General features: G+C 65.0%; 23 protein-coding genes. 14 read left to right on the top strand and 9 right to left on the bottom strand.

Annotation, left to right across the window (positions count from 1 at the left end; translation table 11 throughout):
• Nucleotides 1–35: 35 nt before the first annotated feature.
• On the bottom strand, nucleotides 36–767 hold the full coding sequence (locus tag ACI2KK_RS20680) for an SDR family oxidoreductase (protein WP_404670358.1): 732 nt from the start codon (nucleotides 765–767) through the stop codon (nucleotides 36–38).
• 122 nt (nucleotides 768–889) lie between these two features.
• Here ACI2KK_RS20680 and ACI2KK_RS20675 point away from each other — a divergent pair, with 122 nt between their 5' ends.
• The 5 genes from ACI2KK_RS20675 (at nucleotide 890) to ACI2KK_RS20655 (ending at nucleotide 6961) form a co-directional block, all read left to right on the top strand.
• Nucleotides 890–1696 (top strand): LysR family transcriptional regulator, encoded by an 807-nt coding sequence (locus ACI2KK_RS20675; protein WP_404670357.1) that lies wholly within the window; start codon nucleotides 890–892, stop codon nucleotides 1694–1696.
• A gap of 291 nt (nucleotides 1697–1987) precedes the next feature.
• Nucleotides 1988–2578: a fimbrial protein gene (locus ACI2KK_RS20670; protein WP_404670356.1), complete on the top strand. Its 591-nt coding sequence runs from the start codon at nucleotides 1988–1990 to the stop codon at nucleotides 2576–2578.
• 68 nt (nucleotides 2579–2646) lie between these two features.
• The gene (locus ACI2KK_RS20665) at nucleotides 2647–3366 is read left to right on the top strand and encodes a molecular chaperone (RefSeq protein ID WP_404670355.1); all 720 of its coding nucleotides are present in this window, start codon (nucleotides 2647–2649) and stop codon (nucleotides 3364–3366) included.
• Between the two features lie 210 nt (nucleotides 3367–3576).
• Nucleotides 3577–5970 carry a fimbria/pilus outer membrane usher protein gene (locus ACI2KK_RS20660; protein ID WP_404670403.1) on the top strand — a complete coding sequence of 798 codons (2394 nt, stop codon included), beginning with the start codon at nucleotides 3577–3579 and terminating at the stop codon, nucleotides 5968–5970.
• A gap of 1 nt (nucleotide 5971) precedes the next feature.
• The gene (locus ACI2KK_RS20655; protein ID WP_404670354.1) at nucleotides 5972–6961 is read left to right on the top strand and encodes a fimbrial protein; all 990 of its coding nucleotides are present in this window, start codon (nucleotides 5972–5974) and stop codon (nucleotides 6959–6961) included.
• A gap of 231 nt (nucleotides 6962–7192) precedes the next feature.
• Here the strand turns inward: ACI2KK_RS20655 and ACI2KK_RS20650 are convergent, their stop codons facing one another.
• The 4 genes from ACI2KK_RS20650 to ACI2KK_RS20635 form a co-directional block, all read right to left on the bottom strand.
• Nucleotides 7193–8032, bottom strand: a complete 840-nt coding sequence (locus tag ACI2KK_RS20650) for an EAL domain-containing protein (RefSeq protein ID WP_404670353.1) — start codon at nucleotides 8030–8032, stop codon at nucleotides 7193–7195.
• Nucleotides 8033–8152: 120 nt separating this feature from the next.
• Complete coding sequence (locus ACI2KK_RS20645; RefSeq protein WP_404670352.1) at nucleotides 8153–11350, bottom strand: ATP-binding protein; 3198 nt, start codon at nucleotides 11348–11350, stop codon at nucleotides 8153–8155.
• Nucleotides 11351–11359: 9 nt separating this feature from the next.
• Nucleotides 11360–11977 carry a response regulator gene (locus ACI2KK_RS20640; RefSeq protein WP_404670351.1) on the bottom strand — a complete coding sequence of 206 codons (618 nt, stop codon included), beginning with the start codon at nucleotides 11975–11977 and terminating at the stop codon, nucleotides 11360–11362.
• 192 nt (nucleotides 11978–12169) lie between these two features.
• Nucleotides 12170–13957 (bottom strand): hypothetical protein, encoded by a 1788-nt coding sequence (locus ACI2KK_RS20635; protein ID WP_404670350.1) that lies wholly within the window; start codon nucleotides 13955–13957, stop codon nucleotides 12170–12172.
• A gap of 205 nt (nucleotides 13958–14162) precedes the next feature.
• On the opposite strand from ACI2KK_RS20635, the gene ACI2KK_RS20630 reads away from it, so the two are divergent.
• The 3 genes from ACI2KK_RS20630 to ACI2KK_RS20620 all read left to right on the top strand — a co-directional run bounded on the left by ACI2KK_RS20630 (nucleotide 14163) and on the right by ACI2KK_RS20620 (nucleotide 16022).
• Nucleotides 14163–14330 (top strand): hypothetical protein, encoded by a 168-nt coding sequence (locus ACI2KK_RS20630; protein ID WP_404670349.1) that lies wholly within the window; start codon nucleotides 14163–14165, stop codon nucleotides 14328–14330.
• Between the two features lie 132 nt (nucleotides 14331–14462).
• Nucleotides 14463–14792 carry a DHCW motif cupin fold protein gene (locus ACI2KK_RS20625; RefSeq protein WP_404670348.1) on the top strand — a complete coding sequence of 110 codons (330 nt, stop codon included), beginning with the start codon at nucleotides 14463–14465 and terminating at the stop codon, nucleotides 14790–14792.
• 306 nt (nucleotides 14793–15098) lie between these two features.
• Nucleotides 15099–16022, top strand: coding sequence for a DNA-3-methyladenine glycosylase family protein (locus ACI2KK_RS20620; protein WP_404670347.1), 924 nt, complete (start codon nucleotides 15099–15101; stop codon nucleotides 16020–16022).
• Here the strand turns inward: ACI2KK_RS20620 and ACI2KK_RS20615 are convergent.
• Nucleotides 16019–16801, bottom strand: a complete 783-nt coding sequence (locus ACI2KK_RS20615) for an NAD(P)H-dependent oxidoreductase (protein ID WP_217843092.1) — start codon at nucleotides 16799–16801, stop codon at nucleotides 16019–16021. The genes ACI2KK_RS20620 and ACI2KK_RS20615 overlap by 4 nt on opposite strands.
• A gap of 87 nt (nucleotides 16802–16888) precedes the next feature.
• Between ACI2KK_RS20615 and ACI2KK_RS20610 the strand changes: the two genes are divergently transcribed.
• From ACI2KK_RS20610 to ACI2KK_RS20585, 6 genes are all read left to right on the top strand, one after another.
• Entirely contained in the window at nucleotides 16889–17812 is a 924-nt protein-coding gene (locus ACI2KK_RS20610) for a LysR family transcriptional regulator (RefSeq protein WP_404670346.1), read from the top strand.
• A gap of 659 nt (nucleotides 17813–18471) precedes the next feature.
• Complete coding sequence (locus ACI2KK_RS20605) at nucleotides 18472–19362, top strand: hypothetical protein (RefSeq protein ID WP_404670345.1); 891 nt, start codon at nucleotides 18472–18474, stop codon at nucleotides 19360–19362.
• 86 nt (nucleotides 19363–19448) lie between these two features.
• Nucleotides 19449–21113 carry an ankyrin repeat domain-containing protein gene (locus ACI2KK_RS20600; protein WP_404670344.1) on the top strand — a complete coding sequence of 555 codons (1665 nt, stop codon included), beginning with the start codon at nucleotides 19449–19451 and terminating at the stop codon, nucleotides 21111–21113.
• A 562-nt stretch (nucleotides 21114–21675) separates the two neighbouring features.
• Nucleotides 21676–21918: a hypothetical protein gene (locus ACI2KK_RS20595; protein WP_404670343.1), complete on the top strand. Its 243-nt coding sequence runs from the start codon at nucleotides 21676–21678 to the stop codon at nucleotides 21916–21918.
• 467 nt (nucleotides 21919–22385) lie between these two features.
• On the top strand, nucleotides 22386–22643 hold the full coding sequence (locus tag ACI2KK_RS20590; protein ID WP_404670342.1) for a hypothetical protein: 258 nt from the start codon (nucleotides 22386–22388) through the stop codon (nucleotides 22641–22643).
• Nucleotides 22644–22828: 185 nt separating this feature from the next.
• Nucleotides 22829–23116: a DUF3077 domain-containing protein gene (locus ACI2KK_RS20585; RefSeq protein ID WP_404670341.1), complete on the top strand. Its 288-nt coding sequence runs from the start codon at nucleotides 22829–22831 to the stop codon at nucleotides 23114–23116.
• A gap of 109 nt (nucleotides 23117–23225) precedes the next feature.
• On the opposite strand, the gene ACI2KK_RS20580 is transcribed toward ACI2KK_RS20585, so the two are convergent.
• The 3 genes from ACI2KK_RS20580 to ACI2KK_RS20570 all read right to left on the bottom strand — a co-directional run bounded on the left by ACI2KK_RS20580 (nucleotide 23226) and on the right by ACI2KK_RS20570 (nucleotide 26134).
• The gene (locus tag ACI2KK_RS20580; protein WP_404670340.1) at nucleotides 23226–24110 is read right to left on the bottom strand and encodes an arginase family protein; all 885 of its coding nucleotides are present in this window, start codon (nucleotides 24108–24110) and stop codon (nucleotides 23226–23228) included.
• A 21-nt stretch (nucleotides 24111–24131) separates the two neighbouring features.
• Nucleotides 24132–25109: a zinc-binding alcohol dehydrogenase family protein gene (locus ACI2KK_RS20575; protein ID WP_404670339.1), complete on the bottom strand. Its 978-nt coding sequence runs from the start codon at nucleotides 25107–25109 to the stop codon at nucleotides 24132–24134.
• A 95-nt stretch (nucleotides 25110–25204) separates the two neighbouring features.
• The gene (locus tag ACI2KK_RS20570) at nucleotides 25205–26134 is read right to left on the bottom strand and encodes a helix-turn-helix domain-containing protein (protein WP_404670338.1); all 930 of its coding nucleotides are present in this window, start codon (nucleotides 26132–26134) and stop codon (nucleotides 25205–25207) included.
• Nucleotides 26135–26549 lie beyond the last annotated feature (415 nt).

Raw genomic sequence — 26549 nt, 5'->3', positions numbered from 1 at the left:
CCGGCAAGCCGGCTCCTACAGGGGGGCAGCCAAACTCAGGGCTGCTGGCGGGTGGCACAGATCACGATCTCCCGCACACACACCGACTGCGGCTGGCCATAAGCGTAACCAATGGCCTCGGCGATGGTTTGCGAGGCCAGCACCCCGCCCATCTGCTGCTTCCACTCGTCATAGCCGTCCTTGATGCCCTGGTCGGTGGTATGGCTGAGCAGCTCGGTATCCACCGCGCCCGGCTCGATGGTGATCACCCGCACATTGCTCGGCGAGAGCTCTTCGCGCAGGTTCTCCGACAGGCCGCTGACGGCAAACTTGGTACCTACGTAGGCGACATGGTTGGGGAAGGTCTTGCGCCCGGCCACCGAGCTGACGTTGATGATGGTGCCGTGCTGGCGCTCGACCATGCCGGCAGCTACGGCATGGATGCCGTTGAGCAGCCCGCGCACGTTGATGTCGAGCATGCGGTCCCACTCGGTAGGGTCCTGGGTGGCGATGCTGCCCAGCAGCATCACGCCTGCGTTGTTGATGATCGCATCCACCGGGCCAAAGCGATCTTCAGCTTGGGCCACGGCAGCCAGCACCGCCGCGCGGTCGGTGACATCCACCGACAGGGCCAGGGTGTGCGGCAACGCCAACTGCGCCATCGGCTCCAGGCGGCGGGCCAGCAGCAGCAAGGCGTGGCCTTGGGCGGACAGCAGCTTGGCGGTGGCCAGGCCAATACCGGAGCTGGCACCGGTAATCACGACCAGGGGTTTGTGGGTAGTGGTCATCGCGAGCGTCCTGTCATTCAAAGTGGTTATGGGTAAAACGCAGGGCAAGTATAGAAACGCCTGGAAGGCGCGAAAAATGGGATATTCTTGTCGCAGCCATCAGCTTCACTTATGGGTGCCAAGTGGATTACCGACAGCTTCGCGCGTTCATCGCCGTGTTCGAAGAGCGCAACATCACCGCCGCCGCGCGCGCGATACACCTCAGCCAGCCGGCGCTTTCGGGCAGCATCAAGGCGCTTGAAGAGGCGCTGGGCACCACGCTGTTCGTGCGCCAGCCCCGCGGCGTGGAGGTGACCGACGATGCCCGGGCGCTGTACCCCGAAGCCCAGCGCATGGTCGCCGAAGCCAGCCGACTGCTCAGCCGTTTTCGTGGCGACCGTGAGCGCGTGGCGTTGCAGCTTGGCGTGGAGCAGGACATCAGCTCGGCAACCGTGAAAAAGGTCGTGCTCGCCGCTGCCGCAATCACCCCGGCAGTGCGCCTGCAACTGGTGACCGGCTGCATGGGCGCAGCACGGTTGGCCAGCGAGGACCTGCGTTGTGAGGACGAGTTGTTCCTGCCCTTGCACAGCGACCCCTTCGTGCTGGCCCGCCCGCTGGCCGAACAGGGCCAGGGCGGCGAAACGACGCGCTGGGTCACCTGCCCTGCCCACCCCAGCCACCAACGCTTGCTGACGTTCTACGGGGTGGCCGCCAGTGCGCCGGTGGCCGAGGCCGACACGTTCAGCCTGGCCCTGGAGATGGTCGCCGCCGGGCTGGGGGCCGCCATCGTTCCCGAGTCACTGGCCGCCGAGCACCCCGGCGTGCATGCCGAGCCGCTGCCGCAACTGGACCTGCGCCGGCGTATCGGGCTGTGCTATTCGGCCCAGGCGCTGGCGGTCGAAGGGGTTGTTCAGTTGCGCGATGCCTTGCAATACGTGGTCGCGAAATAAAGGGGCATGCCCCCTGTAGGAGCCGGCTTGCCGGCGATAGGGCCGCCACATGCAGCGCAACGCTGTGACCCGGCACCGGCGGTGCCGGTGATCGCCGGCAAGCCGGCTCCTACAGCTGCAGCGCAGGCCCGCAACCTGTGCGATCCATCCCCCCAACAGCCAATTGCAGAAGCCCCTTGGCGCCTTCCAAGAATCTTCTCGTTCATCTGCGCCCCCCCCTTTCCTAGAATTTCCTCGCGCTGAATCACGGCGCTATCTGCCCGAAAAACCACGCAAGGAATGACAACTCCCATGAAAGCAATCCAGTACCTGATGCTGACCTCGGCCGCCTGCCTGCTGGCCAACACCGCCATGGCCGCGGACGGCACCATCAAATTCACCGGTGAAATCACCGCCGCCTCCTGCGTAGCTTCCGCAGGCGCCGGTTCCTCGGTCGGCGGCAGCCAGGGCCAGCAGATCGTCGACGTCAACCTGGGCAAGGTCAGTGTGGACGCCCTGGGCGGCTCGAGCGAGGCCGGCCTGGCCGCCGGCACCTCGATCAACCTGAACCTGGACTGTGGCAACACCGCCACCAACCTGACCACCGTCAAGTTCGGCTTCGACCCGATGTCCGGCTCGGGGGTAGACCCGCGCAACAACAACCTGCTGAAGACCACCGGCAGCGCCAAAGGCGTGGGCATCGGCATGTACGACCAGAACAGCAAGCTGATCAACCTTTCCGCCAACGAAGCCTACAGCGCACCGCTGACCGTCTCCGGCGAAGGCGCCGAGGCCAAGTACTCCGCCGCCCTGAACATGCGCGCCTCGTACGTGGCCAACGGTGAAGAGATCGTCCCGGGTACTGCCGAAGGCACCCTGCCGTTCACCCTGACCTACGAGTAAGCCAGCACCGCGGGGGTGCGCTGCACCCTCGCGCTTTCCATTCGCCCATCAGATCTTTCGAGCCTTCCATGAAACCAGGATTGCTGTTGCGCCTGTGCGCGCTGCTGGCACTGTCGGTGCCGTCCGGGGCCTGCCTGGCCGGCATCCAGGTCAGTGGCACCCGCATCATCTTTCCGGCCAGCGACCGCGAGGCGGCCATCCAGGTCAGCAATCAGGGTGCCGAGGACATCATGATCCAGTCCTGGGTCGAGGCCGAACCCGGCCACAGCCAGGCCGAGGTGCCCTTTGCCGTCACCCCCTCGCTGGCCCGCCTGAGCCACCGCAAGCAGCAGACGCTGCGGATCTTCTACCAGGGCAAGGGCCTGGCCACTGACCGCGAGTCGGTGGTGTGGCTGAGCATCCAGGAAATCCCCCAGGTGTCGGCCAGCGACAACAGCCTGCAGGTTGCCTTTCGCCAGCGCCTGAAGCTGTTCTACCGCCCCGCCGGCCTGCCCGGCAGCGCCAGCGAGGCCGCCCGCGAGCTGCGCTGGCAACTGCGCTGGGACGGTGCCACGCCCATGCTGGTAGCCAGCAACGATGCGGCCTTCCATGTGTCGCTGGCCCAGGTGCAGGTAACGGCCAACCAGCAGCAATACAGCGTCGAGTCGGCCATGGTCGGCCCGCACGGCAACCGCCAGATGCGCATCAAGGACCTGCCCGCCGGCTTCAATGGCACGGCGCAAGTGCACTGGGAGTCGATCAACGACTACGGCGCCCTGGAGCCGCACAGCACTGCACTGCAGTTCTGACCCGCGTTCTCCCCTACCCCTTTTCAACCCCCTTGCACGCCGGCGCCCGGCCGGCGTGCCTGCGCGCACAGGAAAGTGCTGTTCATGACCGCCAAGCAATCCAACAGGCCTGTAACGTTGCGCGCCCGCAAGCGCGTGAATGGCAGCATCCCCCTGTTCGCCGCCAGCCTGCTCGGCGCCGGCACGCTGCATGCCGCGCAGTTCAACCCGATGTTCCTGCAGAACAAGGGCGCCGAAGTCGACCTGCGCTACTTCGAACAGGCCAACGGCGTGGTGCCGGGCACCTACAGCGTCGACCTGTACCTGAACCAGCGCCTGGAGCGTCGCCAGGACATCCGCTTTGCCGTGGATGACGAAGGCGATGCCGCCAACGCCCAGCCCGTGCTCAGCCTTGGCCTGCTGCGCGAACTGGGCGTGGACGTCGAGCGCCTCATGCACGATGGCATCGTCGACGCAGACAGCCAGGACAGCGACCCGGTGGTGCTGCTGCGCATCGAAGGCGCTTCGGTGGAGATGGACGCCGCAAGCCTGGCGCTGCACCTGAGCGTGCCCCAGGCCTACATCAAGCGGCGCTCGCGCGGCTACGTCGACCCCTCGCTGTGGGACGACGGCGTGACCGCGCTGTTCAGCAACTACCAGCTGAACTACAACCGCAACACCGGCGGCGGCTTCAGCAGCGACTACGGCTACCTGGGCCTGCGCAGCGGCCTCAACTTCGGCCAGTGGCGCCTGCGCAACGATGCCTCGCTGAGCCAGAGCACCGGCAGCGAGCGGCATTTTTCCAGCAACCGCACTTATCTTGAGCACGATGTCACCGCGCTCAAGGGGCGCCTGGCCATCGGCCAGCTGTACAGCAACGGCGACATCTTCGATAGCAGCCGTTTTCGCGGCCTGCAGCTGGGTTCGGACATCGGCATGCTGCCGGACAACGAGTCCGGCTACGCGCCGGTAGTGCGCGGCATCGCCGAAACCCATGCCACCGTGGAAGTGCGCCAGAACGGCTACGTGATCTATTCCACCACGGTGTCGCCGGGTGCCTTCGAGATCCACGACATCTACCCCGGTGGCTCCAACGGCGACCTGGAGGTGACCATCATCGAAGCCGACGGGCGCAAGCGCAGCTTCAGCCAGGCCTATTCCTACCTGCCGGTGATGGTGCGCCGCGGCACTTTCCAGTACAGCCTGTCGCTGGGCCAGTACGACAACCAGGACCAGCCGGCGCCCAAGCTGTTGCAGGCCACCGCCGTGTATGGCGCCAGCGACAACCTGACCACCTACGGCGGGCTGCTCGGCGCCGACGGCTACAACGCCGTCAACCTGGGCCTGGGCCTGAACACCCCGGCCGGCGGCATGTCGCTGGACGTCACCAACAGCCGCTCGCGCCCCGAGCACGGCACCGGCGCCACCGGCCAGAGCGCGCGATTCTTGTATTCCAAGACGCTCAACAGCACCAACACCACCTTCACCATGGTCGGCTACCGCTACTCCACCGCCGGCTACCGCACCCTCAGCGAGCATATCCAGGAAATGGCCAACGCAGGCCAGCCAGGGTTTGTCAGCGGCCGGCCGAAAAACCGCCTCGACCTGAGCATCAACCAGACCGTGGGCCACCACGGCTCGGTGTTTCTCAGCGCCGGCGAAACCAACTACTGGGACCGTAACGGCAACACCCGGCGCATCCAGCTGGGCTACAGCGGCAACATCGGTGAAGTGAGCTTCAACGTTTCGGCCTCGCACACGCAAAGTGCCGGCCGCTCGCGCGACTCGGACAACCAGCTGGCGTTTTCGGTCAGCATCCCGTTCGGCGCCAGCGCCCGCTCGCAGCGCCTGTACAGCAGCTACACCCACGCCGGCAAGGGCGACGACAGCCTGCAGAGCGGGGTGTCCGGCTACCTGGACGACGCCGGCACGCTTTCGTATTCGGCCCAGGCCGGACAAGCCGGGCGCGAGCGCTCGGGCAGCGTCGGCATGGGTTGGGATTCACCCTCGGCCAAGCTTGCCGGCAACTACGCCAAAAGCGGCGCCTCGCGCCACCTGGACCTGACCGCCACCGGCGCCATCGTCGCCCACGCAGGCGGCGTGACCTTCGGCCAGCCGGTGGGCGAAACCTTCGCCCTGGTCGAGGTGCCAGGCGTCAAGGGCGTGGGCCTGGAGGGCGCCAGCGGGCGCACCGACCGCGCCGGTTACACGCTTGAGGGTTATGTACAGCCCTACCGCTTCAACGACCTGAACCTCGACACCCAGACCTTGGGCACCGACGTCGATGTCAGCGAAACCTCGGCCCGCGTGGTGCCGCGCCGCGGCGCGGTGGTCAAGGCCAGCTTCCAGGCCGCCGCCGGGCGTCGGGTGCAGTTCAGCCTGGCCCAGGCCAGTGGCGCCAAGGTGCCGTTCGGCGCCCAACTGCTCGAAGGCAAGAAGCTGCTGGCAGTGGTCGACAACCAGTCCCGCGCACTGGTGTTCGGCATCGCCGACAAGGGCCAGCTGCACCTGCGCTGGGCCGGCGGCACCTGCCGCATCCCCTACACCCTGCCTGAGCGCGATGCATCCCTGGTGTACGACCAGGTCAATGCCACCTGCAGCGCCCAGCCGGCAACGGAGTCATAAGATGAAACTGAACCTATTCGCCCTGGCGGCGGCCGGCGCCCTGCTGGCCAGCAACAACGCCCAGGCTGCAAACCCGGGCTGCTATTGGTACACCGGTGGTAGCGGTAGCATCAAGCGCTTCTTCAGCATGACCGCACCCACACAGATAGAGCTCAAGAGCGCTGCGGTGGGCGCGGTGATGGCGACGGTGCCCAAGGCCACCATCCACACCGAGATCTGGCAGATCAAGTGCCCGTACCCGGCCGTTGCCAACTACAGCGGCCGGCACTACGTGGCCGACGGCGAACTGGCCGACGGCTTCACCGATGTCTACAAGACCGGCATCCAGGGGGTCGGCGTCAGGTTCAAGAGCGTGGCCGGCAACACCTCCGGCACCCTGCCGCTGAACCAGGACTACAAGAACAGCCCCAGCACCTACATCAACGTGATCAAGTCCGTGGAGATGGAGTTCATCCGCACCGCGCAGTTCGTCGGCAAGGGCACGGCCAACCTGAGTTACCGCATCGAGCAGGACATCAACGGCTGGAATGCGGCGCAGCTGCAGGTGAGCGGCAGCACCGAGCTGACCACCCGCAGCTACTTCACCGGCTGCGCCGGTGTCGAGAACCTCAACATCCCCATGGGCCGGGTGTCGTTCAGCGAGATCGTCAAGACGCAGAAAAGCTTCAACCTGGATGTGCTGTGCGAAGGTATGCCGGCCGGCACCAAAATCCCGGTGCGGGTGTATTTCGAGGGCAACTCCCCCGGCCCCGGGCGCCTGAACCTGGACGCCGGGGGGGCGAAGGGCGTGGAAATCACCCTGCGCAATGGCAGCGGCACCTTGCTGCCGTTTACCCGGGGTAGCGCCCTGGCCATGACCTGGGTCAACACCCAGCCCAAGGGCGAGCTGTATCGCCTGCCGGTCAGTGCAACCTATGCCAGGAAGGGCACGGTGAAGGTCGAGGCCGGGGTGGTCAATGCGACGTTGAATTACATTATCGAGTATGACTGAGGGGTGGGAGGTGTTTGCCGTTAGCCTTGCAGCGCCTATCCGCGGCTGAGTGGAATCTCATAGAAAACCACACCCCATTGATTTCACTCGGCCTCTGTAGGAGCGGCCTTGTGTCGCGATGGGCTGCGTAGCAGCCCCAAGATTGCGGCATCATGCAAAATTGCCGGGGCTGCTACGCATCCCATCGCGACACAAGGCCGCTCCTACAGGGGCGTGGCGCACCAGCAGCCTTTACGCCCTCCCCGCCAAAAACACCGCCAACTGCCCCGCCGCCATGGGCCTGGCCCACAGATACCCCTGCCCGACCCCGGCCCCCAGCTCCAGTAACATCCCGCGCTGGGCCTGGGTCTCGATGCCCTCCACCACCAACTGCATACCCAACTCCCCGGCCAGCCCCACCCCGTGGCGCACGATCGCCCGCGCACAGCGCGAACCTTCCATCCGGCGGGTGAACTCCCCGGCCAGCTTGATCTCGTCGAACGGCAACTGCGCCAGGCGCCACAACGACGAATGCCCGGTGCCAAAATCGTCCATCGACAAGCGAACGCCCAGGCGCCGCAAGGCGGCCAAACGCTGCAGCACCTGCGGCGTAACGGCCCCCCAGCCATCCTCGGTGACTTCCAGGGTGACCAGCGACAACGGCAAGGGGTGCCCCTGCAAACGCGCCACCAGGCGCCGCAGCAAACCCTCGGTGGCCAATTGCTGCAGGCTGAGGTTGAAGGCAAAAGCGACCGTGCGCCCCTGGCGGTGCAGCGCCAGCTGGCAAGCCAGGCCCTGCTCCAGCAGGCTGCACAGCAGCTCGTCGAGCAGTTGCTCGCGAGCCATCAGCGCGATGAAAGCCGCCGGGGGCAGCAGGCCGCGTACCGGGTGCTGCCAGCGGGCGAGCACTTCCACGCCGTGCAGCGCCTGGCTGCGCAGGTCGAACTTGGGTTGCACGTAGGCCTGGAACTCACCGCGGCGCAGCCCTGCGCGCAGCTCGTCGGCGTCGATACCTGGCGCCGTCGGCACGGCACGGGCGATATAGCGCACCTGGGCGCCGTTGGGCATGGGGGTGGAATGGGCGATGGACATGTCGGAAAACCCTGCTTCGAATCGTCCGAAAAGCCTACGCCAGCGCCCCTTCACCCCTTCAGCGAAGCATCTGCCATGCAGCCGGGAACATTCTTGAATTCAACCCGGAAAAGTCTTGGTTCATTCCGGCTGCAGGGTCTGGCTGATCCGTTGCAGGCTCTGCAAAAGCACCTGGCCCGCCTGCTGCTGCGCATCCGCAGGCCCGCTGGCGCAGGCATCCTCCAGCGCCACGCACTGCTCCAGCAACGCCGGGTGGTTGAGCAGGTACGCCGTGCCCTTGAGCTTGTGGGCGATGCGCCGCACCCCCTGCACATCGCTGGCCGCCAGCGCCTCGCGCAAGGCCGCACTTTCGCTCTGGTTGCTGGCCAGTACCTGGCGGGCCATGGCGGCGCGGATGTCGGTGGCCCAGGACGGGCTTTCGGTCGCATGGGGCTGTGCAGCACCCAGCTTGGGGATCAGGCGGTTGAGGGCTGCAAGATTGGTGGGTTTGGCCAGCGCGTGGTCCATACCGGCGTCCAGGCACTGCTGCAACACTTCGCCCTGGGCATCGGCGGTAAGGCCGACGATCAGGCACGGCCTGACGCTCTGCTGGCGCTCCAGGCGGCGCAGGGTTCGGGCCATTTCCAGGCCGCCCATCTCCGGCATGTTGCAGTCGGTGATGACGATATCGACCTCGTGCTCGCTCCACGCCGCCAGCCCCTCCAGGCCGTTGCTGGCGGTCAGCACACGGTGCCCCAGGTAACCCACCTGCTGCACCAGCAGGTACTGGCTGGGCAAGTGGTCCTCGACCACCAGTACAGTCAGCACGGCATCGCTGCCGGCCTTGGCAGGCTTGCCCTGCGCCACCACGGCGGTGTCGCCCAACACCCGCTCGAGCACCAGCTCAAAGCTCATGCAGGTGCCACTGCCCGGCTCGCTGCGCACCTTGAGCGAGCCCCCCATCAGCAGGCACAGCGCCTGGCTGATGGCCAGGCCCAGCCCGGCGCCGGCATTGGGGTCGCCGACCGCCCCATCGGTGACATAAAACGGCTTGAATACCTGCTCCAGTTGCGCGGCGGGTATGCCCGCGCCGGTATCGACCACGCTGATGCAAAAACGCAATGCCGCATCACCCGAAGCCTGCACCGCGCAGCGCAGCTCGACCCTGCCCTGTTCGGTGAACTTGATGGCGTTACTCAGCAGGTTGGACACGACCTGCTTGAGCTTCACCGCATCCACCCACACCTGCTCGCCGGCCTGTGCATCGATATCCAGGTCCAGGCGCAACTGCTTCTGCCGGGCCAGGCCGCCGAACACGTTGCCCACCGAGCGCAGCAGGTCTTCTACCTGCGCAGGCTCCGGCGCCAGGCTCAGCTTGCCCGACTCGATGCGCGAAATATCGAGAATGTCGCCGATCAACGCCAGCAGGCTGATGGCCGACTCGTAGGCGATATGGATCGACTGCTGGTTGAGCTCGGCCTCGCCGCGCCGGGTCAGCACCAGCTCGAGCATGCCGATGATGGCGTTGAGCGGCGTGCGGATCTCGTGGCTCATGGTCGCCAGAAACACGGTTTTGGCGCGGCTGGCGCGGTCGGCCGAGGCCTTGGCCAGTTGCAGCTCGTCCAGCAGCAGCTGGCGCTGCTGCAAGTCGAGGCGCTTGCGGCGGATGCGCCGGCGCTGGGTGACGATCAACAGCCCGGCCACCATCAGCAGCACCCCGAGCAGTTCGAAGGAGCGCCAGATGAACGAGGCCACGCCCTCCCAGTACTTGTCGTCGGTGGCCGAGTTGGCCCGCCAGCGGCCGATGATCTGCAGTGACTGGCCCGGGGTGATGTCCAGCAGTGCCTGGTCGAGGATGCCGAGCAGTTGCGCCTGCCCCTGGGGCGCGCTGAACACGATGCGTACGCCGGGGCCGTCGAAGACGCCGCCGATCTTCAGGCTGCTCTCGTACTTGTACGACAGGTAGTAGCGCGCCACGTTGGCCGGCGCCAGCACAATGTCGGCGCTGCCGTCGCGCACCAGCTTGAAGGCCTCGCCCATGGTCTCGGTCTGCCAGAAGTCCAGGTGCGGGTAGCGGGCCTGCAGTTGCTGCGGGTCGAGATACCCCTTGGCCACCGTCACTGTGCCGCGGGTTAGCGCATCCAGGCGTTGCAGCGTGCCCTCCTGGCGCTGCACGAACAGGTACGGCGCAGTGGCCAGCGCCCGGCTGTACAGGTAAGGCGCAGGTGCCGACGGCGAGGCTTCGGGCAAAATGCTCAAGGTCGCCGCACCCTGGCGCAGCAGGCCATCGGCCTCGCTCAGCGAGCTGACTCGGTGGATTTCGAAGTGCAGGCCGGTCTGGCGGCGGATGATGTCCAGCACATCCGAGGCAATGCCGTTGAAACGCCCGCGGTTGTTGAAGAAGGCATAGGGCGCCAGGTCTTCGCTGATCACCAGGCGCACCGGCCCGGCGTTGTCCAGCCAGGCCAACTGCGCCGGGGTCAGGCGTGAACGCAGGTCATCGGCCTTGCAGCCCTCGGCGCCGCTCCACACCTGCTGCGCAGTGATGACCTGGCAAGGTTTCAGCCCGCCGAGCGCGCGCTTGAGGATGCCCAGCAGCACGGTATTGCCCGGCTCCAGGCCAAAACCCACCGGCACCTGCGGCAAGCTGGCGCTCTGGTTGACCACCAGCTGGTTGCTGAACAACTGGCTGGACAGGTACTGGGTGGACAGCGCATCACCCAGGAACACATCGTTCTCGCCGGTGAGTACCGAGGCCATGGCCAGCAGCGCCGACGGGTAGTGCTGGAAGCGCCCGCGCCCGCCGGCGCTCTGGAACAGCTCGAGCATCATGCCGTTGGCCACGGCAATGCGGGTCTGGCCATCGTCGACGCTGTACTCATGCAGGTCGCCACCCTCGGCGAACAGCCCCAGTTCGGTGCGGGCATAGGGCGGGCTCAACGTCAGGCCGTGGCTGTCGGCCATCAGCGGGTTGATGTTGCTGACCATGTCGATACGGCCTTCGCGCAAGGCGCGGTACATCGCCTTGCGCGAGTCGAACGCAAACACCCGCACCGGCACACCCAGCTCACGCTGCAGCGCGACCACGTAGTCGGCCAGCAGCCCCTCCAGCTGCTGGCCCTCGGTAAAGATGCGCAGCGGCGGCAAGGGTTCCTGCAGCACCCCCACCACCAGCGCCTGGCGCTGGGCCAGCCACTGCCGCTCGGGCGCAGTGAGCGGCACCTTGAGCTGCTCGAGCGGCTGGCGAGCCAAAGGCTGCAGCTCGTGCTCCTGGGCAAGGCCGACGCGCCAGCACAGCAACAACAGCAGGCAGGCCAACAGGTGTGAAAGACGGTTCACAGGCAGTGCTCAGACCAGGTTGTGCCGGCGTGCGATATCGGCCAGTTCAATCACCGAAGCTACCCCGAGTTTGGTCTGGATATTGATTTTGTGGCCGCTGACGGTCTTGGCGCTCAGGCTCAGCCGGGTGGCGATATCGCTGTTGGAGTAACCTTCGGCCAGCAGCTTGAAAATCTGCAGTTCGCGGTCGGTGAGGTCTTCCAGGTCGCCATTGAACTCGGGCTTGCCCAGCAACGGCATGGCGTCGCGAGGGAAGAACACGTAGCCGTCGGCCACTGTCTCCAGCGCCTTGATCAGCTTGCCGATCGGCTCGCTCTTGCTGACGAAACCACTGGCACCGCCCTGCAGGCAGCGAGCGGCGTAGTTCTCTTTGGCCTGGGCGGTGTAGATCAGTACCCGGGTGGCCAGTTTTTCGCGGGTGATGCGCCGCAGCACGCTCAGGCCGTCGAGCTTTTCCAGGCCGATATCGAGAATCACCACATCCGGCGCCAGCGCCGCGATCATGCGCAGCGCATCCACGCCATCGGCGGTCTCGCCCACGGTTTCGAAGCCAATGGGCGCCAGGGCCTGGGCTATTGCCTGGCAAATCAGCGGGTGGTCGTCGACGATCAGGACTTTCTTGCTCATGCAGTCACCGGGGGGGCAAAGGGGCTACCGAAGGCAGGGGCGCCTGTCAGTATGGCCCAGGCGCCAGGCCAGCGGGTGCGGCTAGCCTGCCAGGCCACACATTCTGCCAACCCTGCCCTCGAAATACCCCAGGACGCGCCTTGAACGATACCAAGAAACTTCTTGGTTGCCTGAGCAATGGGCGCGCCAACCTTAGCGCAGCCGCGACTGATACCCCGACACATCCCGCGTCTGCAGCAACAAGCGCAACATGCGCTGCCCCCAGTGCACCCCGGCAGCCTTGTAGCGCACCAGCGCAATCGCCAGGGCCAGCACGAAGATCTGCGGCACATAGGTCAGCCCCCACTGCCACATGCGCCCCAGGCCACCGCTGATCTGCGAATTCGGGAAAAACTCGCTGAGCTGCATCAGCACATGCCCCGACGGGTGCATGGCCATGAACAGGCCCAGCAGCGCGATGCCCGGCACGCTCAGCAGCACACCGCGCAGCAGATTGCCCTCGGCCCACCCCCACAACCTGGGCGCAACCCTTGGCAGCAAGCAGCGGTTGAACAGCAGCGCGCTCAGCAGCCAGCACAGCAACTGCCAGTAATTGCCCTTGGCAAAAGTGCTGTCCAACAGATTGGCCAGCGGCTGGGTGAAGGCCGCCAGCACCGAGCCTGGGTTGTGCGCCAGGGCGAACAGGCCGAGGTAGCCTTTGTTGCCATCCATGGCATTGGGGATCTGCGCGCTGAACAGGCTCATCAGGCCGTAGAGCACAGTGAGCATGCCGGTCAGAGAGCAGGCGAAAGCGAACACCGCACCCCAGCGGAACTGGTGGCGCGTGGCGAGGATGTACTGCAGCGTGCGCTGGCGTGACTGCAAAAAGGCCTGGGCATCGGCCGCGCTGATGATGCCCTTGCGCACCGGCGTGGTATGGGCAACGTCCGACTGCTGGTTCATCTCGCTGATCAACTGGCGGGCGATCTTGCTGCTGGAGGCCTGGTTGACCTGATGGATGTTCTGGTGGTCCTTGACCCCTTCGACCGCCTTCTTGAAGCCGCCGCTGAGCACGCCATCGAGAAATACCGCCTGCAGCTGCGCGCCGATGAAGCGGCAGGTGCCGCTGGCCTGCTGGTAACTCACCGCGGCCTGGGCGGCGACCACGTGGCCGCTGGCGACGAATACGTCCGGGTCATCGCTGTGCAGCTCGATGTGGTCCACGCAGAAGACGCTGTGGCGCTCCGGGGTGTGCATGGCCTCGTTCATCGCCGGCAGCATCCAGCCTGCGCTGGCCGCGCCCCAGGTGTAATGCACGGCGGTGCCGGCCCAGGCTTGCAGGCGATATTCGTAGATCAACTGGCAGGCGCCGTTGCACGACTGGCAGGTGACCTGGCCGTTACGGCAAGCGTGGCACACCAGCCTGCCGCCGCCATGGCAGGTGTGGCAGATCACCTTGCCCGCATTGCCACACCGCGAGCAACCGTAGGGGTGCCTGCGCACGCCGCCGCAACCGTCACAGGTCACCCGCCCGCTGGTGTGGCACATATGGCAGGTGTTGTGCCCGCTGCCATGGCAACGGTTGCACTTGACGCGGCCCTGGGCCTGGCAGCCCTGGCAGTCTTCCACGCTGCAGTACACCTGGCGGTCGCTGAGCACCCGAAACCGCCCAGGTTCACGGTAGCCACCCACATGCTCGCGCAGGTAATTCTGGGTGTGCTCGCGCAGGTAACCCGGGGCCTGCAGCAACTGCCCCTGGCGCTGGTCGAGCACGGCGCGGATATGCGCCCTGTCGTACAAGGGCCCGGTGGCCTTGCTGACGGCGCGGCTCTGGTAGTCGAACGAATAGTCGACGCTGACGGTAAAGCTGACCTCGGCGCGATGCTGCTCGATCGCATCGACGCTAAAGGGTGAGCTGAAGCTTTCGCCGAAAGCGTCCTGTGCCTTGGCCTGCATGGCGTCGGCGATGTCGTTGGCGGTGAAACCGCGGGTCCCTGGCATGTGCAATCCTTGGCTGAGCGTCCGTCTACGGGGCAAAACGGGCGCCATCTTGCCATTGCCGGCGACGATTGACGAACCCGCAGGCCTTCATGAAACATCACCTATGTGCATGAAAGTACCGAAATAGAGCGGTTTTGTGCATTTTCCAAACCCGCCTGGCAGGTTAACCTGCGCGCCCCAATAACAACACCAGGGAACAGGCACGATGCAGGTCGATATCCAGCAGGACGAGCAAGGCGCCGGTTGCAAGGTCATCATCGATGGCCATGCGGTTTCGTTCACCAGCATCGCCGAGGCCCAGGCCTACGTGGCGCGCTTGCAGGAACGCCTGCAGGCGGCGGCGCATGCCTTCGTTCCAGCGGCCCAGGACTGACATTCGACGCAGGGGCCGGCTTGCCGGCGCCTGCCCAGTGCAGCTGTATGGCGCAATCCTGCGCGATCTGTCTCTGTCGGCTGCCGGTCAAGCCGGCTAAGGTCCAGCTCCCCCTCAACGCGCGAGACTGCCATGGAGCTGACAGGCATCCCCTTCGGTATCACCGACTGGTCGACCCTCGAAACCACCACCCACCCCGGCGAAACCGGCACGGCCCGCTGGCGCACCTGCCAGTTCGGCGCCATCCGCGTGCGCCAGGTCGAATACAGCCCCGGCTACCTGGCCGACCACTGGTGCAACAAAGGCCATATCCTGCTGTGCCTCGAAGGCCGGCTGGACACCGAGCTTGAGGACGGCCGTCGCTTCACCCTGCTGCCCGGCATGAGCTACCAGGTGGCCGACAACGCCGAGGCGCACCGGTCCTCCAGCGCTATTGGCGCCAAACTTTTTATCGTGGACTGACCGTCATGGCGTTGATTAGCGAACGCGTGGAGTTCGCCGCGCTGATGCGCACGCCCTGAGCACTCAGCGCCAGCGTGGGGGCAACTGCCTTGTGCTGCCGGTGCCGGCCTCATCGCTGGCAAGCCGGCTCCTACAGCAAAGCCCGGCAGCGGCGCCGTACCTGTAGGAGCGGGCTTGCCCGCGATGAGGCCGGCGCAGCCAGTGCAATGCTGGCCGGCTGCGCCGGATCGCCGGCAAGCCGGCTCCTACACAGACCGCGCCGGGCCTGCCATGCTAGGCATCCTCAACCCCACGCCAGGGACCCTGATGAAAATCATCGCCGGCCAGCCCGTAGACGAACTGGAACTGCCCTTCACCCCGCCGCTGGACTGGGCGCGCATGCTGCGCTTTTTCAGCGGGCGTGCCACCGGCGGGGTGGAGACGGTGCTGGACGGCGTTTACCACCGCACCCTGGCCCTGGCCGGTAGCGACGGCCTGCTCAGCGTGCGCAAGGACCCGGCCCGCGACTGCCTGCTGGTGCGCCTTGAAGGCGAAGCCAGCCGCCAGTTGGGCGCGCTGCAACCGCGCCTGGCCCGGCAGTTCGACCTGCTCACCCACCCCGAGGCGGTGCGCGACGGCCTGGGCCAGGACCCGTGGCTGGCCGAGCGGCTGAACGCAGCGCCCGGCCTGCGGGTGCCGGGCGCGTGGTCGGGCTTTGAGCTGGTGATCCGCACCATCATCGGCCAGCAGGTCAGCGTCAAGGCGGCCACCACCATCACCGGCCGCCTGGTGGAACGCACCGGCACACCCGCCACGTCCCCAGCGCATCTGGGCATCCCCTGGCACTTCCCCTCCCCCCGGGCCGTCGCCGAGGCCAACCTGGACAAGATCGGCATGCCCACCAAGCGCGTGGCCGCCCTGCAGAACTTCGCCAGGGTGGTGGCCGAAGGCGAGCTGCTGATCGACAGCGACCAGCCCGACACCAGCCTGCTGCGCCGGCAGTTGCTGGCGCTGCCCGGCATCGGCCCGTGGACCGTGGAGTACGTGGCCATGCGCGCCTGGCGCGACCCGGATGCCTGGCCGGCCACTGACCTGGTGCTGATGCAGGCCATCACCCGGCGCCTGCCGGAGCTGGCCAGCAAGGCCAGCCAGGCGCGCCACGCCGAAAGCTGGCGACCATGGCGGGCCTATGTGGCCATGCACCTGTGGAACGAGATCGCCGACCAGGCCGGCGTGGCCCGGGGCGGTTAGTCGGCCCGCAGGTGTACGCCGATGCCCTCCTGCCCCGCTGCCAGTTCAGGCTTCAAGGTGAGCTCGGGGATCAGGTAGTCACCGCCGTTCTGCCGGCGATACGGGATCGGCGCATCACTGAACAGCCCGTCCAGGCGCTGCTCCAGCGCCGTGCAGGCCGCCGCGAAGCCCGCCTCGTCGACCCGGCTAGTGCGGTGCAGCACGTAGGGTTCGAGCACCTCAAAGCCTGGGTAGAACAGGATGCCGTGCTGGATCGGGAACAGAATCGCCTCCAGCGAGCCGTTGATACCGCGCGGCGCATAGTGCGAGGCCCAACCACCGGTGGTGACCATCAGCATCGCGCGCTTGCCGGCCATACTGCCCTCACCGTAGCGGTCGCCCCAATGCTGATCTGAGTGCTCGCCCACGCCGTAGGCAAAGCCATAGGCATACACCCGCTCGACCCAGCCCTTGAGAATGGCCGGCAAGCCGAACCACCACAGCGGGAACTGCAGAATCACCGCATCGGCCCAGCGCAGCTTGTTTTGCTCGGCAACGATGTCGGCGCGCTGGGTACCGTCACGGTAGGCCTGCTGCGAGTCTTCCGACACACGAAAGCGCAGGCCCGGCTGCTGGGCGGTGTTGTCGCTGGCATCGACCAGCGGCTTGAAGCCCATCGCATACAGGTCCGACACCTGCACGCTGTGGCCCTGGCGTTGCAGGTGCGCCACCGCGTGGTCTTTCAGCGAGCCGTTGAGCGAGCGCGGTTCGGGGTGGGCGTAGACAATCAACACATTCATGACGGGTGCTCCGTAAGGGGTATGTGGCGCATGATGCGTGGCGCGCTGGTATAGTAGAAATGAATATCCAGAACACCAGGTATTGCCATGCATGATGCCTTGCGGCGCCTCGACCTCAACCTGCTGGTGACCCTCGATGCGCTGCTGGTCGAGCTGAACGTGACCCGCGCCGCGCAGCGCCTGCACCTGGCCCAGCCAACGGTGAGCGTGCAACTGGCGCGCCTGCGCGAGCTGCTGGACGACCCGCTGCTGCTGCCCGGCCCCCGGGGCATGCGCCCCACGGCCCGCGCCGAGGCCCTGCGCACGCCGCTGCGCCAGGCCCTGGAGGCGCTGCACCTGGCCATCGCCCCGGCACAACCCTTCGACCCCGCCAGCGCCAGCCAGACCTGGCGCCTGGCGGCCACCGACTACGGCGCCTCGACCCTGCTGCTGCCGGCACTGGCAAGCATCCGCAGCGCCGCACCAGCCACCCGCCTGGCGATCCTCGATTTGCAACCTGCGGCACTGGTGCGCCAGGCCGAGCTGGGCGAAATCGACATGGCCTTCCACATTGCCGAACAGGCGCCGCCCGAGCTGCGTCAGCGCTCGTTGTACGCTGAGCGCTACGTACTGGTGGGCCGCATCGACCACCCCAGGCTCAAGCGCAAGCTGACGCTCAAGCAGTTCTGCGCACTGGAGCAAGTGATCGTTTCGCCGGACGGCGGCGGCTTTTACGGCCCCACCGATGCGGCCTTGGCCGAACAGGGGCTGGCGCGGCAGGTGGTGTTGTCGGTGCCGCACTTCATGTTGCTGGCTGCGGTGCTGGCCAGCTCTGACCTGGTGGCCATGGTGCCGCAGCGGCTGGTGGCCGGCGATACACGGCTGAAAGTGGTCGAGGCGCCGTTGGCTGTACGTGGTTTCGAAATGCTCATGCTGTGGCCCGAGCGCGTGCATCGGGACCCGGGCCACCGGTGGTTGCGGGAGGTGATTGCAGGTTGCGCGCAAAGCGCGAAGCAAGCGCCGTACCTGTAGGAGCCGGCTGGCCGGCGATGAGGCCCGGCGCCACAACCCCGCTGCCCGTGCTGACGCCATCGCGGGCAAGCCCGCTCCCACAGGACCGCGCGAAGCCCGAAGCAGCGCCGTACCTGTAGGAGCCGGCTTGCCGGCGATAGGGCCCGCCGCCACACCCACGCTGCCCGTGCTGACGCCATCGCGGGCAAGCCCGCTCCCACAGGACCGCGCGAGGCCCGAAGCAGCGCCGTACCTGTAGGAGCCGGCTTGCCGGCGATAGGGCCCGGCGCCACAACCCTGCTGCCCGTGCTGACGCCATCGCGGGCAAGCCCGCTCCCACAGGACCGCGCGAAGCCCGAAGCAGCGCCGTACCTGTAGGAGCCGGCTTGCCGGCGATAGGGCCCGCCGCCACACCCACGCTGCCCGTGCTGACGCCATCGCGGGCAAGCCCGCTCCTACAGGGATCGCGCCGGCTTCTGAAAGCTGGGCAACACAGTGAGAGCCCGTTCGCAAAACGGCACAAAACCCGCCATCGGTTGAACTTAACCGCCCGCCCACGCTCTAGGATACCGCCCCGGATGATGGCCCCGTGTCAGCAGCCCGGCACGCAAGCGCCGTTGTATCGCAACACCCGCCTTGGACGGCGCTGGTCACCACCACTACAGGGATGCAGACCTCTCATGCAGCATACACCAACACCGGCCACAGGTGCGCTGGTCGGCAGCTATCGCTATGGCAAGGCGCTGAAAATCTTCGTGCTGACGCTCTGCGTGGTGCTCATCGGCCTGGCAGGCTTCGTGCTGTACCTGGGCACCATTCTCCCGGTGCAGGATGTCGGCCCGGTCTCGCTGACCACCCAGCGCGGCACCACCCTGAACTTCTCAAGCCAGGCCATGCTGATCTACTTCACCAGCGGCCTGCTGGTGGTGCTGGCGCTGGCACTGCTGGGGCTGTACGCCTGGCAGAGCCGGCTGCGCAAGAGCAGCTACGAGCTGTACGAACACGGCATCGCCCACACCACCAATGGCCAGCGTAGCTTCGTGCCGTTCAGCGAAATCGACGACCTGTACCTGTTCAGCTCAGGGCAGACGGTGATGACCGGCCTGGTCACCAACCTGGCGTTCCGGCGCAACGCCAGCGAGCCGTTCCACCGGGTGATCGAGCCCCTCAAGGGCTTCCACGACTTCTTGCAGCGCTTTCGCGAGCTGTACCTCGCGGCACGCCAGCCGCAGGTGCTGGACACCCTGCAACGCGGCGGCGCGGTGACCTTCAACTGCATCGACAACGGCCAGGTGTGGCGCAAGCGGGTCAGCGGCAACTTCCTCGCGGTACAGACCTACCCCATCGTGCTCACCCAGCACAGCCTGCAGGTGCAGGGCAAACAGGTGCCGATCGCCTCGCTGCGCAGCCTGGACCAAAGCACCTGGACAGAAAAACTGCTGATCAAGGACGCCAGCGGCGCCACCGTGCTGTCGACCCTGGCCACGGGCCTGATGAGCGCCGACCTGTTCCTCGACACCTTGAGCCTGCTGGTGGAGCACGCCAGCCATGGTCAGCAGCAGCCTGCCTGAGCGCAGGCAAGCCACCCCATCGCTACAACACCATTGATGCAACAAGCCCCGCCAAGCGGGGCAACGCTATGACTACAAGGATGGTTATGAAAAGACATTTTGCCCTTTGTGCACTGGTTTCGGCCCTGGCAGGCTGCAATTCCGAGTACAGCTACGATGAAATCGCCACCTCCTTCGGCTCGCTGGGCACCCCCGATGCGCGCTACGTGGTGATCAAGTCCGGTGAGCCGCTGACCGGCACCGTGGTGCCCAGGGAGGGTGGCCGGGTGCTGCAGCCGTTCAAGGTTGAAGACGGCAAGGTGGTCGGCCCGTGGAAGGCCTACGACGAAAAAGGCCGGCTGGTGGAAGGCCAGTTGCAGGCCGGCATGTTCGTCGGGGCGAAGAAAACCTGGTGCCCGGGCGAGAACCCCAGCCACCTGCAAAGCGTCAGCACCCTGGACAACGACCGCCGCTCGCTGCAGGACTACGACTGCGCCAGCGGCCTGCAGGTGCGCGACAGCACCATCCTGCTGGCCGATGCCACGCGCAAGCATTCGGCGCGGGTGGGCGAACAGCGCACCTGGCAGATAGTCAATGGCGAGCAGAAGCTGACCCTGCTGGAAACCTTCGCTGCCGATGGCTCCGACAAGCTCGAAGGGCTGGTGGAGCACTACAACTACCAAGGTGTGCTGGTCGACCGCGCCACTTACAAAAACGGCGCGCTCGACGGCATGTTCGAAAGCTGGTCTGCCCCCGAAGGCAAACCCACGGTGCCAGCCACCAAGCTGAGCTACAGCGCCGGCAAGAAAAACGGCCCGGCAGAGACCTACTTCGTGAGCGGCTGGCCAGCCGGCACCATCGCTGAAAAAGGTGAGTACAAGGACGACCGCAAGGCCGGGGTATGGCTGATCTACGGCCCGGGCCATGTGTCGGTGCTCGACTACAGCAACCCGCAGAACGAGTCGGTGATGGCCGAGCGCCTGGCCCAGGCCGCGCGCGGTGAAACGCGCACCATCGGCGCGCCGCGCATGGTCTACGACCTGGACAGCTTCGCCTACCTGCAAAAAAGCTCCGGCATCGACATCAACCAGTGGCTGACCTCGCAAAGCCGCCCGCTGATCACCCTGGCCGCCGACAACGCCTACGACTACCTGATCTCGGCCGGTGCCGACCCGAAACGCCGGGATATCCAGGGCAACACCCGGTTGATGACCTGCCTGGCAGGCATCGACTTCCCCAGCTGCAGCCTGGAGCACATGAACCTGCTGGCCGCCAGCGAAGACCTCAAAGAGCACAACGTCTACGGCTACACCCCGCTGGCGCTGTTCTGCAGCCGGGCGGACCAGCTGCACGGCAACGGCCGCGAAAACCCGCAGGCGCAGGCGCTGTTCCAGACCCTGCTCAAGGGCAGTGACGTGAATGCCGTCGCCTACGGTGGCGAAACCGCGCTGCATGCGTGCATGAGCCAGCGCAACCACAGCTATGCCGAGGCGCTGGTGGCCGTCGGCGCCAACCTGGATGCCGTCGACCTGGACGGCAACACGCCACTGGCGGCGGCGTTCATGGAGCATTACCGCGGGTCGAAGTTCAGCCGCATCCAGTGGTCCGAAGAGGTGATCCGTTTTGTGGCCGGCTACCAGGGCAAGTCGCAGTTCACCTTCGATACCCCGGTGCCGGCGTTTGGTATGTCGGTGCGCCAGATGGTGCTGGAGAACGGTGATACCAAGACCGCGCGGTTGATCGATTCGTTGGTGGGTACGGCCAAGGGCTGATCGGTTTTCAGGGCCGGTTGCCTGGTACCGGTATTGCCAATGATCGCGTCAGGGCCGCCAGGTGTTCGACACAACCCTTGCAGCGCCTGTGAAATCGAGCGCCGCCCGCGCGGCGCATCGCGACACAAGGCCGCTCCTACATCTGTTTCGGGCCAATGAGTCCTGTGAAAGTACCGCTGCCCGCCTTGCTGCATGCCTTGAGCCTTGCGAGGCGGCCTAGGCGCCCACACTGAAACTGTGCCGAGCCAACAAGGCGGACCCGGTAATGGCACAGGACAGACTGGCCCGAAACAGATGTAGGAGCGGGCTTGCCCCGCGATGCACCGCGCGGGCGGCGCTCGATCTGATAGACGCTGCAAGGGTTGTGGCGAACACTTGGCAGCCCTGATGCAATCACCTTGGAAAGGATGGTTGTGAAGGCTGTCTACGGCTCACGCCCCCCCATTCCCAACCTCAACCGTTTGCATCTCACCCAGCTCCTCTTGAAAATCCGACTCTTTTTTGGCACGTATGGCTATGCGCATGAAGTCCGCGCTAGTCATCACGCCCCTAGGAGCTGCTCATGCCATACATCCTGCAAACCATCATCCTTTTGCTGCTAGGTGTGGTCCTCATTCAGTTCGTAAGACCTTACTCACTACGTAAATGGCTGGGTTTGGCATTGCTGGCAGCAGGCCTGGTCGGCATCTTCACGATCGGCCAGCATCAAATGCTGGGCTTCGACCTGGAACTGCTGGCGCTATTGGCTGTGCCATTGGGTGTGGTGTTGTTCCTCACCCGTCGGCGGTTCCCAGAACTGCACTGAACACCGGGCGCGCACCTGTAGGAGCCGGCTTGCCGGCGATGAGTCCAGCAACCCCAAATGAATATCATCTGCCTGTAACCCGCCCCATCAAGCCACGCCCAGCGTACGAAAAATCCCCCAATCACCCTCCCGTCCTACAAATACCCACCAGATTTTCCCTATTCACTGTAAGGCGTTTCCCAAGCATGCTTCGACCCCTGTTGCACCACCGAACTGAGGGCTAGTCTCGCCCGGCCGCTGCAAATTCAGCGGCCGGGTCTGCAAGCCCGTGCGGTATTACGATGGTGCACACCTTGAGCCTCGGCGATGCGTCGTGGGTCTCGTTCAATGGTGGCTACGTACGGGTGACCTTCGGGTCAGCCGGGAAAGACCTCGTAATGCCCCGGTCTTGCAGGCCCGTACGTAGCTGCCACCCTTCGCCTGCAAGCGAGTGTGTGGCGGCCTGACTCCAGCATTACGAGGTGTTTATGCTCAAGATCGTCCCCGACCCACCCCACCGCAGCAATACCCCCCAATACCTGGAAGACACCCTGGTCGAAGCCCTGGAATACGCCATGTGCGGCCTAGCTGTCGGTCAACAGTCCATCACCTTTTTGCCCAAGTCCCCGGCCTCGATCATGCTGCTGGCGGTGATGCATGAACTGGAAGCCGTGCGCCAGCTGGTGGAGTGTGCTTTGGCGCAAGTACAGCTAGGGCAGCGCCGGCAGGTTCACACGCTGCATTAGGCGAGTGACACGTGGGAGCGGGCTTGCCCCGCGAACACCGGCGTAGCCGGTGCCATGTACTGCGTCGCCTGCTTCGCGGGCAAGCCCGCTCCCACAGGGCCGCGCGAACGCCGAATCAAGCGTTCCCACACTGCCCTACCCGTCTGGGCTGCCGTAATTCGACATGCAAACCAAAAGGACTTCCCATGGACACCACCTCCCCCACCCCGCTCGGCAAGCTCGGCTGGACCGTCGGCAGCGCAACCTGCATGGACGGCGCCGTCGAAGGCAAACGCCTGTTCCAGGTCATCCCCGGCAACTGCGCCGACCATGCCATGGAGCAAGCCTCGCAGCTGCTCGCCAGCGCCCGTCGTGCGTCATACATAGGCGTGATGGACGACGAGCCGGTACTGGTCTGGGCCTCCCACTACTTGAGCGAACTGGCCAAGGCGCTGATGGATGATGCGCATATGGGAATGCTCAAGAACGGGTAAGTGATCGGCCGGGCGTGTCGAAAGAGCGCCCGGCCTCTGCCCCTCGCCATCAGGCAGCTACGTCGTGTCACGCGCCTCACCTTGCCAGGCGCGCCATTGAAAGCTCGCACTATGCGCGGGTACCGCCGCCCCCAATGAGAGGTAACTGGGCTAACAGATCGCGCATGGCTAGCGCATCCCATGGCAAATGCTCGGCAATGCCGATACCCACGACATCGGCCAATGCAGCAACGTCCTGCAGCAGCTTCAATACTTGAGGAATTTGCATCTTGCCCTGCGCTACCCCTTCATAGGCGCCCGGTGGGTCTTGGGGGTTGGCGAACAGCACTGAACGCATCGACGAAGGCTCCAGGACGTCCAGGTCCAGGTGAATCGCCAAATGCTTCGCGCCGGTACTCGAAAACCAGTCGAGCACTTTAGCGCTGCTGTTTGCGAGCTCATCTGGGCCGGCCAGTTTGATACCTAAGCGATCAATGGTCTCGGCCTCCCAGGGCATCAGGCTGTGCACGCCGGCGTACATCACTTGGGAGGGTTTGAGCGGCCGAGCTACAACCCCGGCAAACTGAACATCCCCTTCACCTAGCAAGTTGCCCAACACCATGGCGTGGGCGTTGGAGAATTGCTCTGGCGTCAGGATGTCGGGGTGGGCATCCACCCACAAGACCGCCAGATCCCCTGCGTATCGCTCGTTCAAGTAAGCGAACGGTGCCAAGTCGACGAGGCAATCACCACCAAGAACCACCAGACGATCAGGCTGGTGTCGGTCAATGATCTGCCTGGCCGCGTACAGCTGCTCGAGCAGCGCGGTGCGGCCTCGAATACCGGCCTCCAAAGGCAAAGGATCTGCCCCTGGGAGCGCAACCGGCACCTCCTCTACAGGCCCTTGTGCCTGGGGCGCCAGCCAAGCCAGCAATTGAGCGCCAAAGTGATAGGGCGGGTTGTTGCCGCCCTGCCATTGGGGGAAGAGCAAACGCAGCGTATTGCTGTTGTTCATGGCATCAATGTTCCAGTGTTGTCAGTTCAGATCGATCAGGATCGTGCCCGTGGCCTTCCTCGACTCAAGCCTTGCGTAGGCCTGGGCGTGGTCAGGCATGGAGAAGCGACTGTCGATTCGAGGGGCAATGGCACCGGCGCCAGCCAATGTCATGAGATGGCTCAGAACCTGTTGAACATCGCTGTCGGACTCTAGGTGAGCGTCGTACCCCAATACGCGCTTTTCCTGGATCACCAGGTCAGCGACATCCAATGTGCCCTGGGTCGCCCCAGAAAATCCGATACAGACGACACTGCCGCGTTGACACAGCGCCAGCGCAAGGTCTCTGAGCCCAGGACCACCCACCACGTCGAAAGCCCAATCGACCCCGGCCCCGCCAGTTATCTCGGCAACCGCGTCGCAAACTGATTGCTTTGAAAGGTCAACGACAGCGGTTGCTCCGCTGTCCAGCACCTGCCGGGCTTTCTCGGCGCTGGAGACAACGCCGATCGGGTGTGCCCCAGTGGCTACACAGAGCTGGATCAGTGCATGCCCAACCGAACCCGATGCTCCAGAAATCAGCACCGTCTGGCCGGCCTTGACCGCGCCCACCCGATGCAACGCCTGATGGGCTGTGACGTAGTTGATCGCTAGCGCGGCGGCCGCGTCGAGCTCAACACCCTGCTGAACCGCAACCAGCCTATGGTTCTCAACCGACACCCATTGCTGCTGCAAGCCGTCCTGGCTAATGCCCAACTGGCCACCGCCATAGACAAGCACCGGCGTTCCTTCACCGTACACTTCGCTTTGTTCGATGAAGCCAACGCCGTCATTGCTCAGTACCAGCGGCAGATCAATGCCGTCACTGAGGATGCCTTTGCGAATCCAGTTGGAAAGCGGGTTGACCGTTGCCGCATGCATACGCACAAGCGAATGGCCCACCTGAACGCCAGGTTGCGGTCGTTCTTCAATGACCATGTGCGGCTGCTCGCCGGCCTGGCGCAACACTAATGCCTGCATGTTTCTGACCCCATTTATAAAACAATGGTGGTCATGGTCGGCCGAACCCTGGGGGGCTGCTTGACCGAAACGGCCAAGCGCTTTGCTCGTCCAGCCTATCTCGCTCGGCCAGGCATAAGCTCACTGGGTGCCACGCCATAAGCCTGGCGAAATGCACGGCTGAAGTGGGCCGGGTTGGAAAACCCGAACGTCAAGGCAACTTCGGTGACGCTTCGATGTGCCCCTCGAATCAGTGCCTGATGGCAGGCACTCAAGCGCTGTTGCCACAGCCAGCGTGCGAACGTAGTGCCCTGCGCGGCGAACAGGCGGCTGACGGTTCGCGCGGACATATGCGCGCTTTGAGAAACGCCTTCCAAAGACAACTGATGATCCCCCAGGTTGGCCAAGATCAGCTGTTTGATTCGGCTCAACTGGCTATCACGGCGACTGCTATCCAGGTTGCTGGTAAAAGAAAGCTCAAAGGCATTTGCGAGCACACCCAGCATTGAGTCGGCCAGCTTGTGTGCCGCGCCTACAGGTAACGGCCCAGCATCCACAGCCTGTTGCATCATGCTGCCAGCAATGGATGCCAGCGGATTGGAACCAGGCAGGGTGAGGCCTACCATTTGCCCCGCTGCCCCTATGTGCTGCAGCAAAAGCGCCCGCGGCACAGACAATACAACCTGGTCATCGCCCTGCGGGAAGGAGCAGGCATAGGGCAGCGCACCGTCATACAGCACTATGTCACCGTGGTATTGAGTTGATACGCGATCCAGTTGCTCGACGTGGGCCTCTTTGCAGAGCGTGAGAGAAATGAAAAAGTTCTCGGTGCAAGTCGACTCTTTATCGCGTCGGTAGTGAATCGGCGTAGACGCAATGCGTGTGAGCCCAAGCGTGCCTAGCAGGCGCTCTTGCAAACGCCCTTCGAACTGTATGTCGTCGACAGGCAGATTACGCGTGGGGCCGTAGGCCGCATCAGTGAGCGCCTGCCACTCATCCGGATGATCGCTTGACGTTACCTTCGGTGGGAGAGATTGCTGTGCCATGAGTACCTCACCGTTACGAGCATCGTGATGCTGCACAAACGCAGCATGTTGATCCCGCAACCCGGGTTCGTGCCCTTGTGGTCGATGGTGCATTGTACTCCCGACTGGCTTGGATGACCGCCGCAACGACTATGGAGGGCATCAGCTGGCCGTTACGAAGGACTGCTCTCGACCCATAGCGGCCGGTGGGCATAACCGCAATCTCTGTGGGAGCAACTGTCTTGCTCAATATCTAAAAGCTGGTGCGATCCCTGTAGGAGCCGGCTTGCCGGCGATCACTGACGCAGCCGGTGCCAGCTTTAGCCTGTGCAGGCCCTATCGCCGGCAAGCCGGCTCCTACAGGTACGGCACTGGCCTGAAGCTTATGCAATCCCTGTGGGAGCAACTGTCTTGCTCAATTTCTAAAAGCTGGCGC

The organism is Pseudomonas sp. NPDC089406, from assembly GCF_044900265.1.
Lineage (GTDB): Bacteria > Pseudomonadota > Gammaproteobacteria > Pseudomonadales > Pseudomonadaceae > Aquipseudomonas > Aquipseudomonas fakonensis.
Note: the sequence above shows the minus strand (reverse complement) of the source record. Positions and strands in the feature narration are given on the sequence as shown.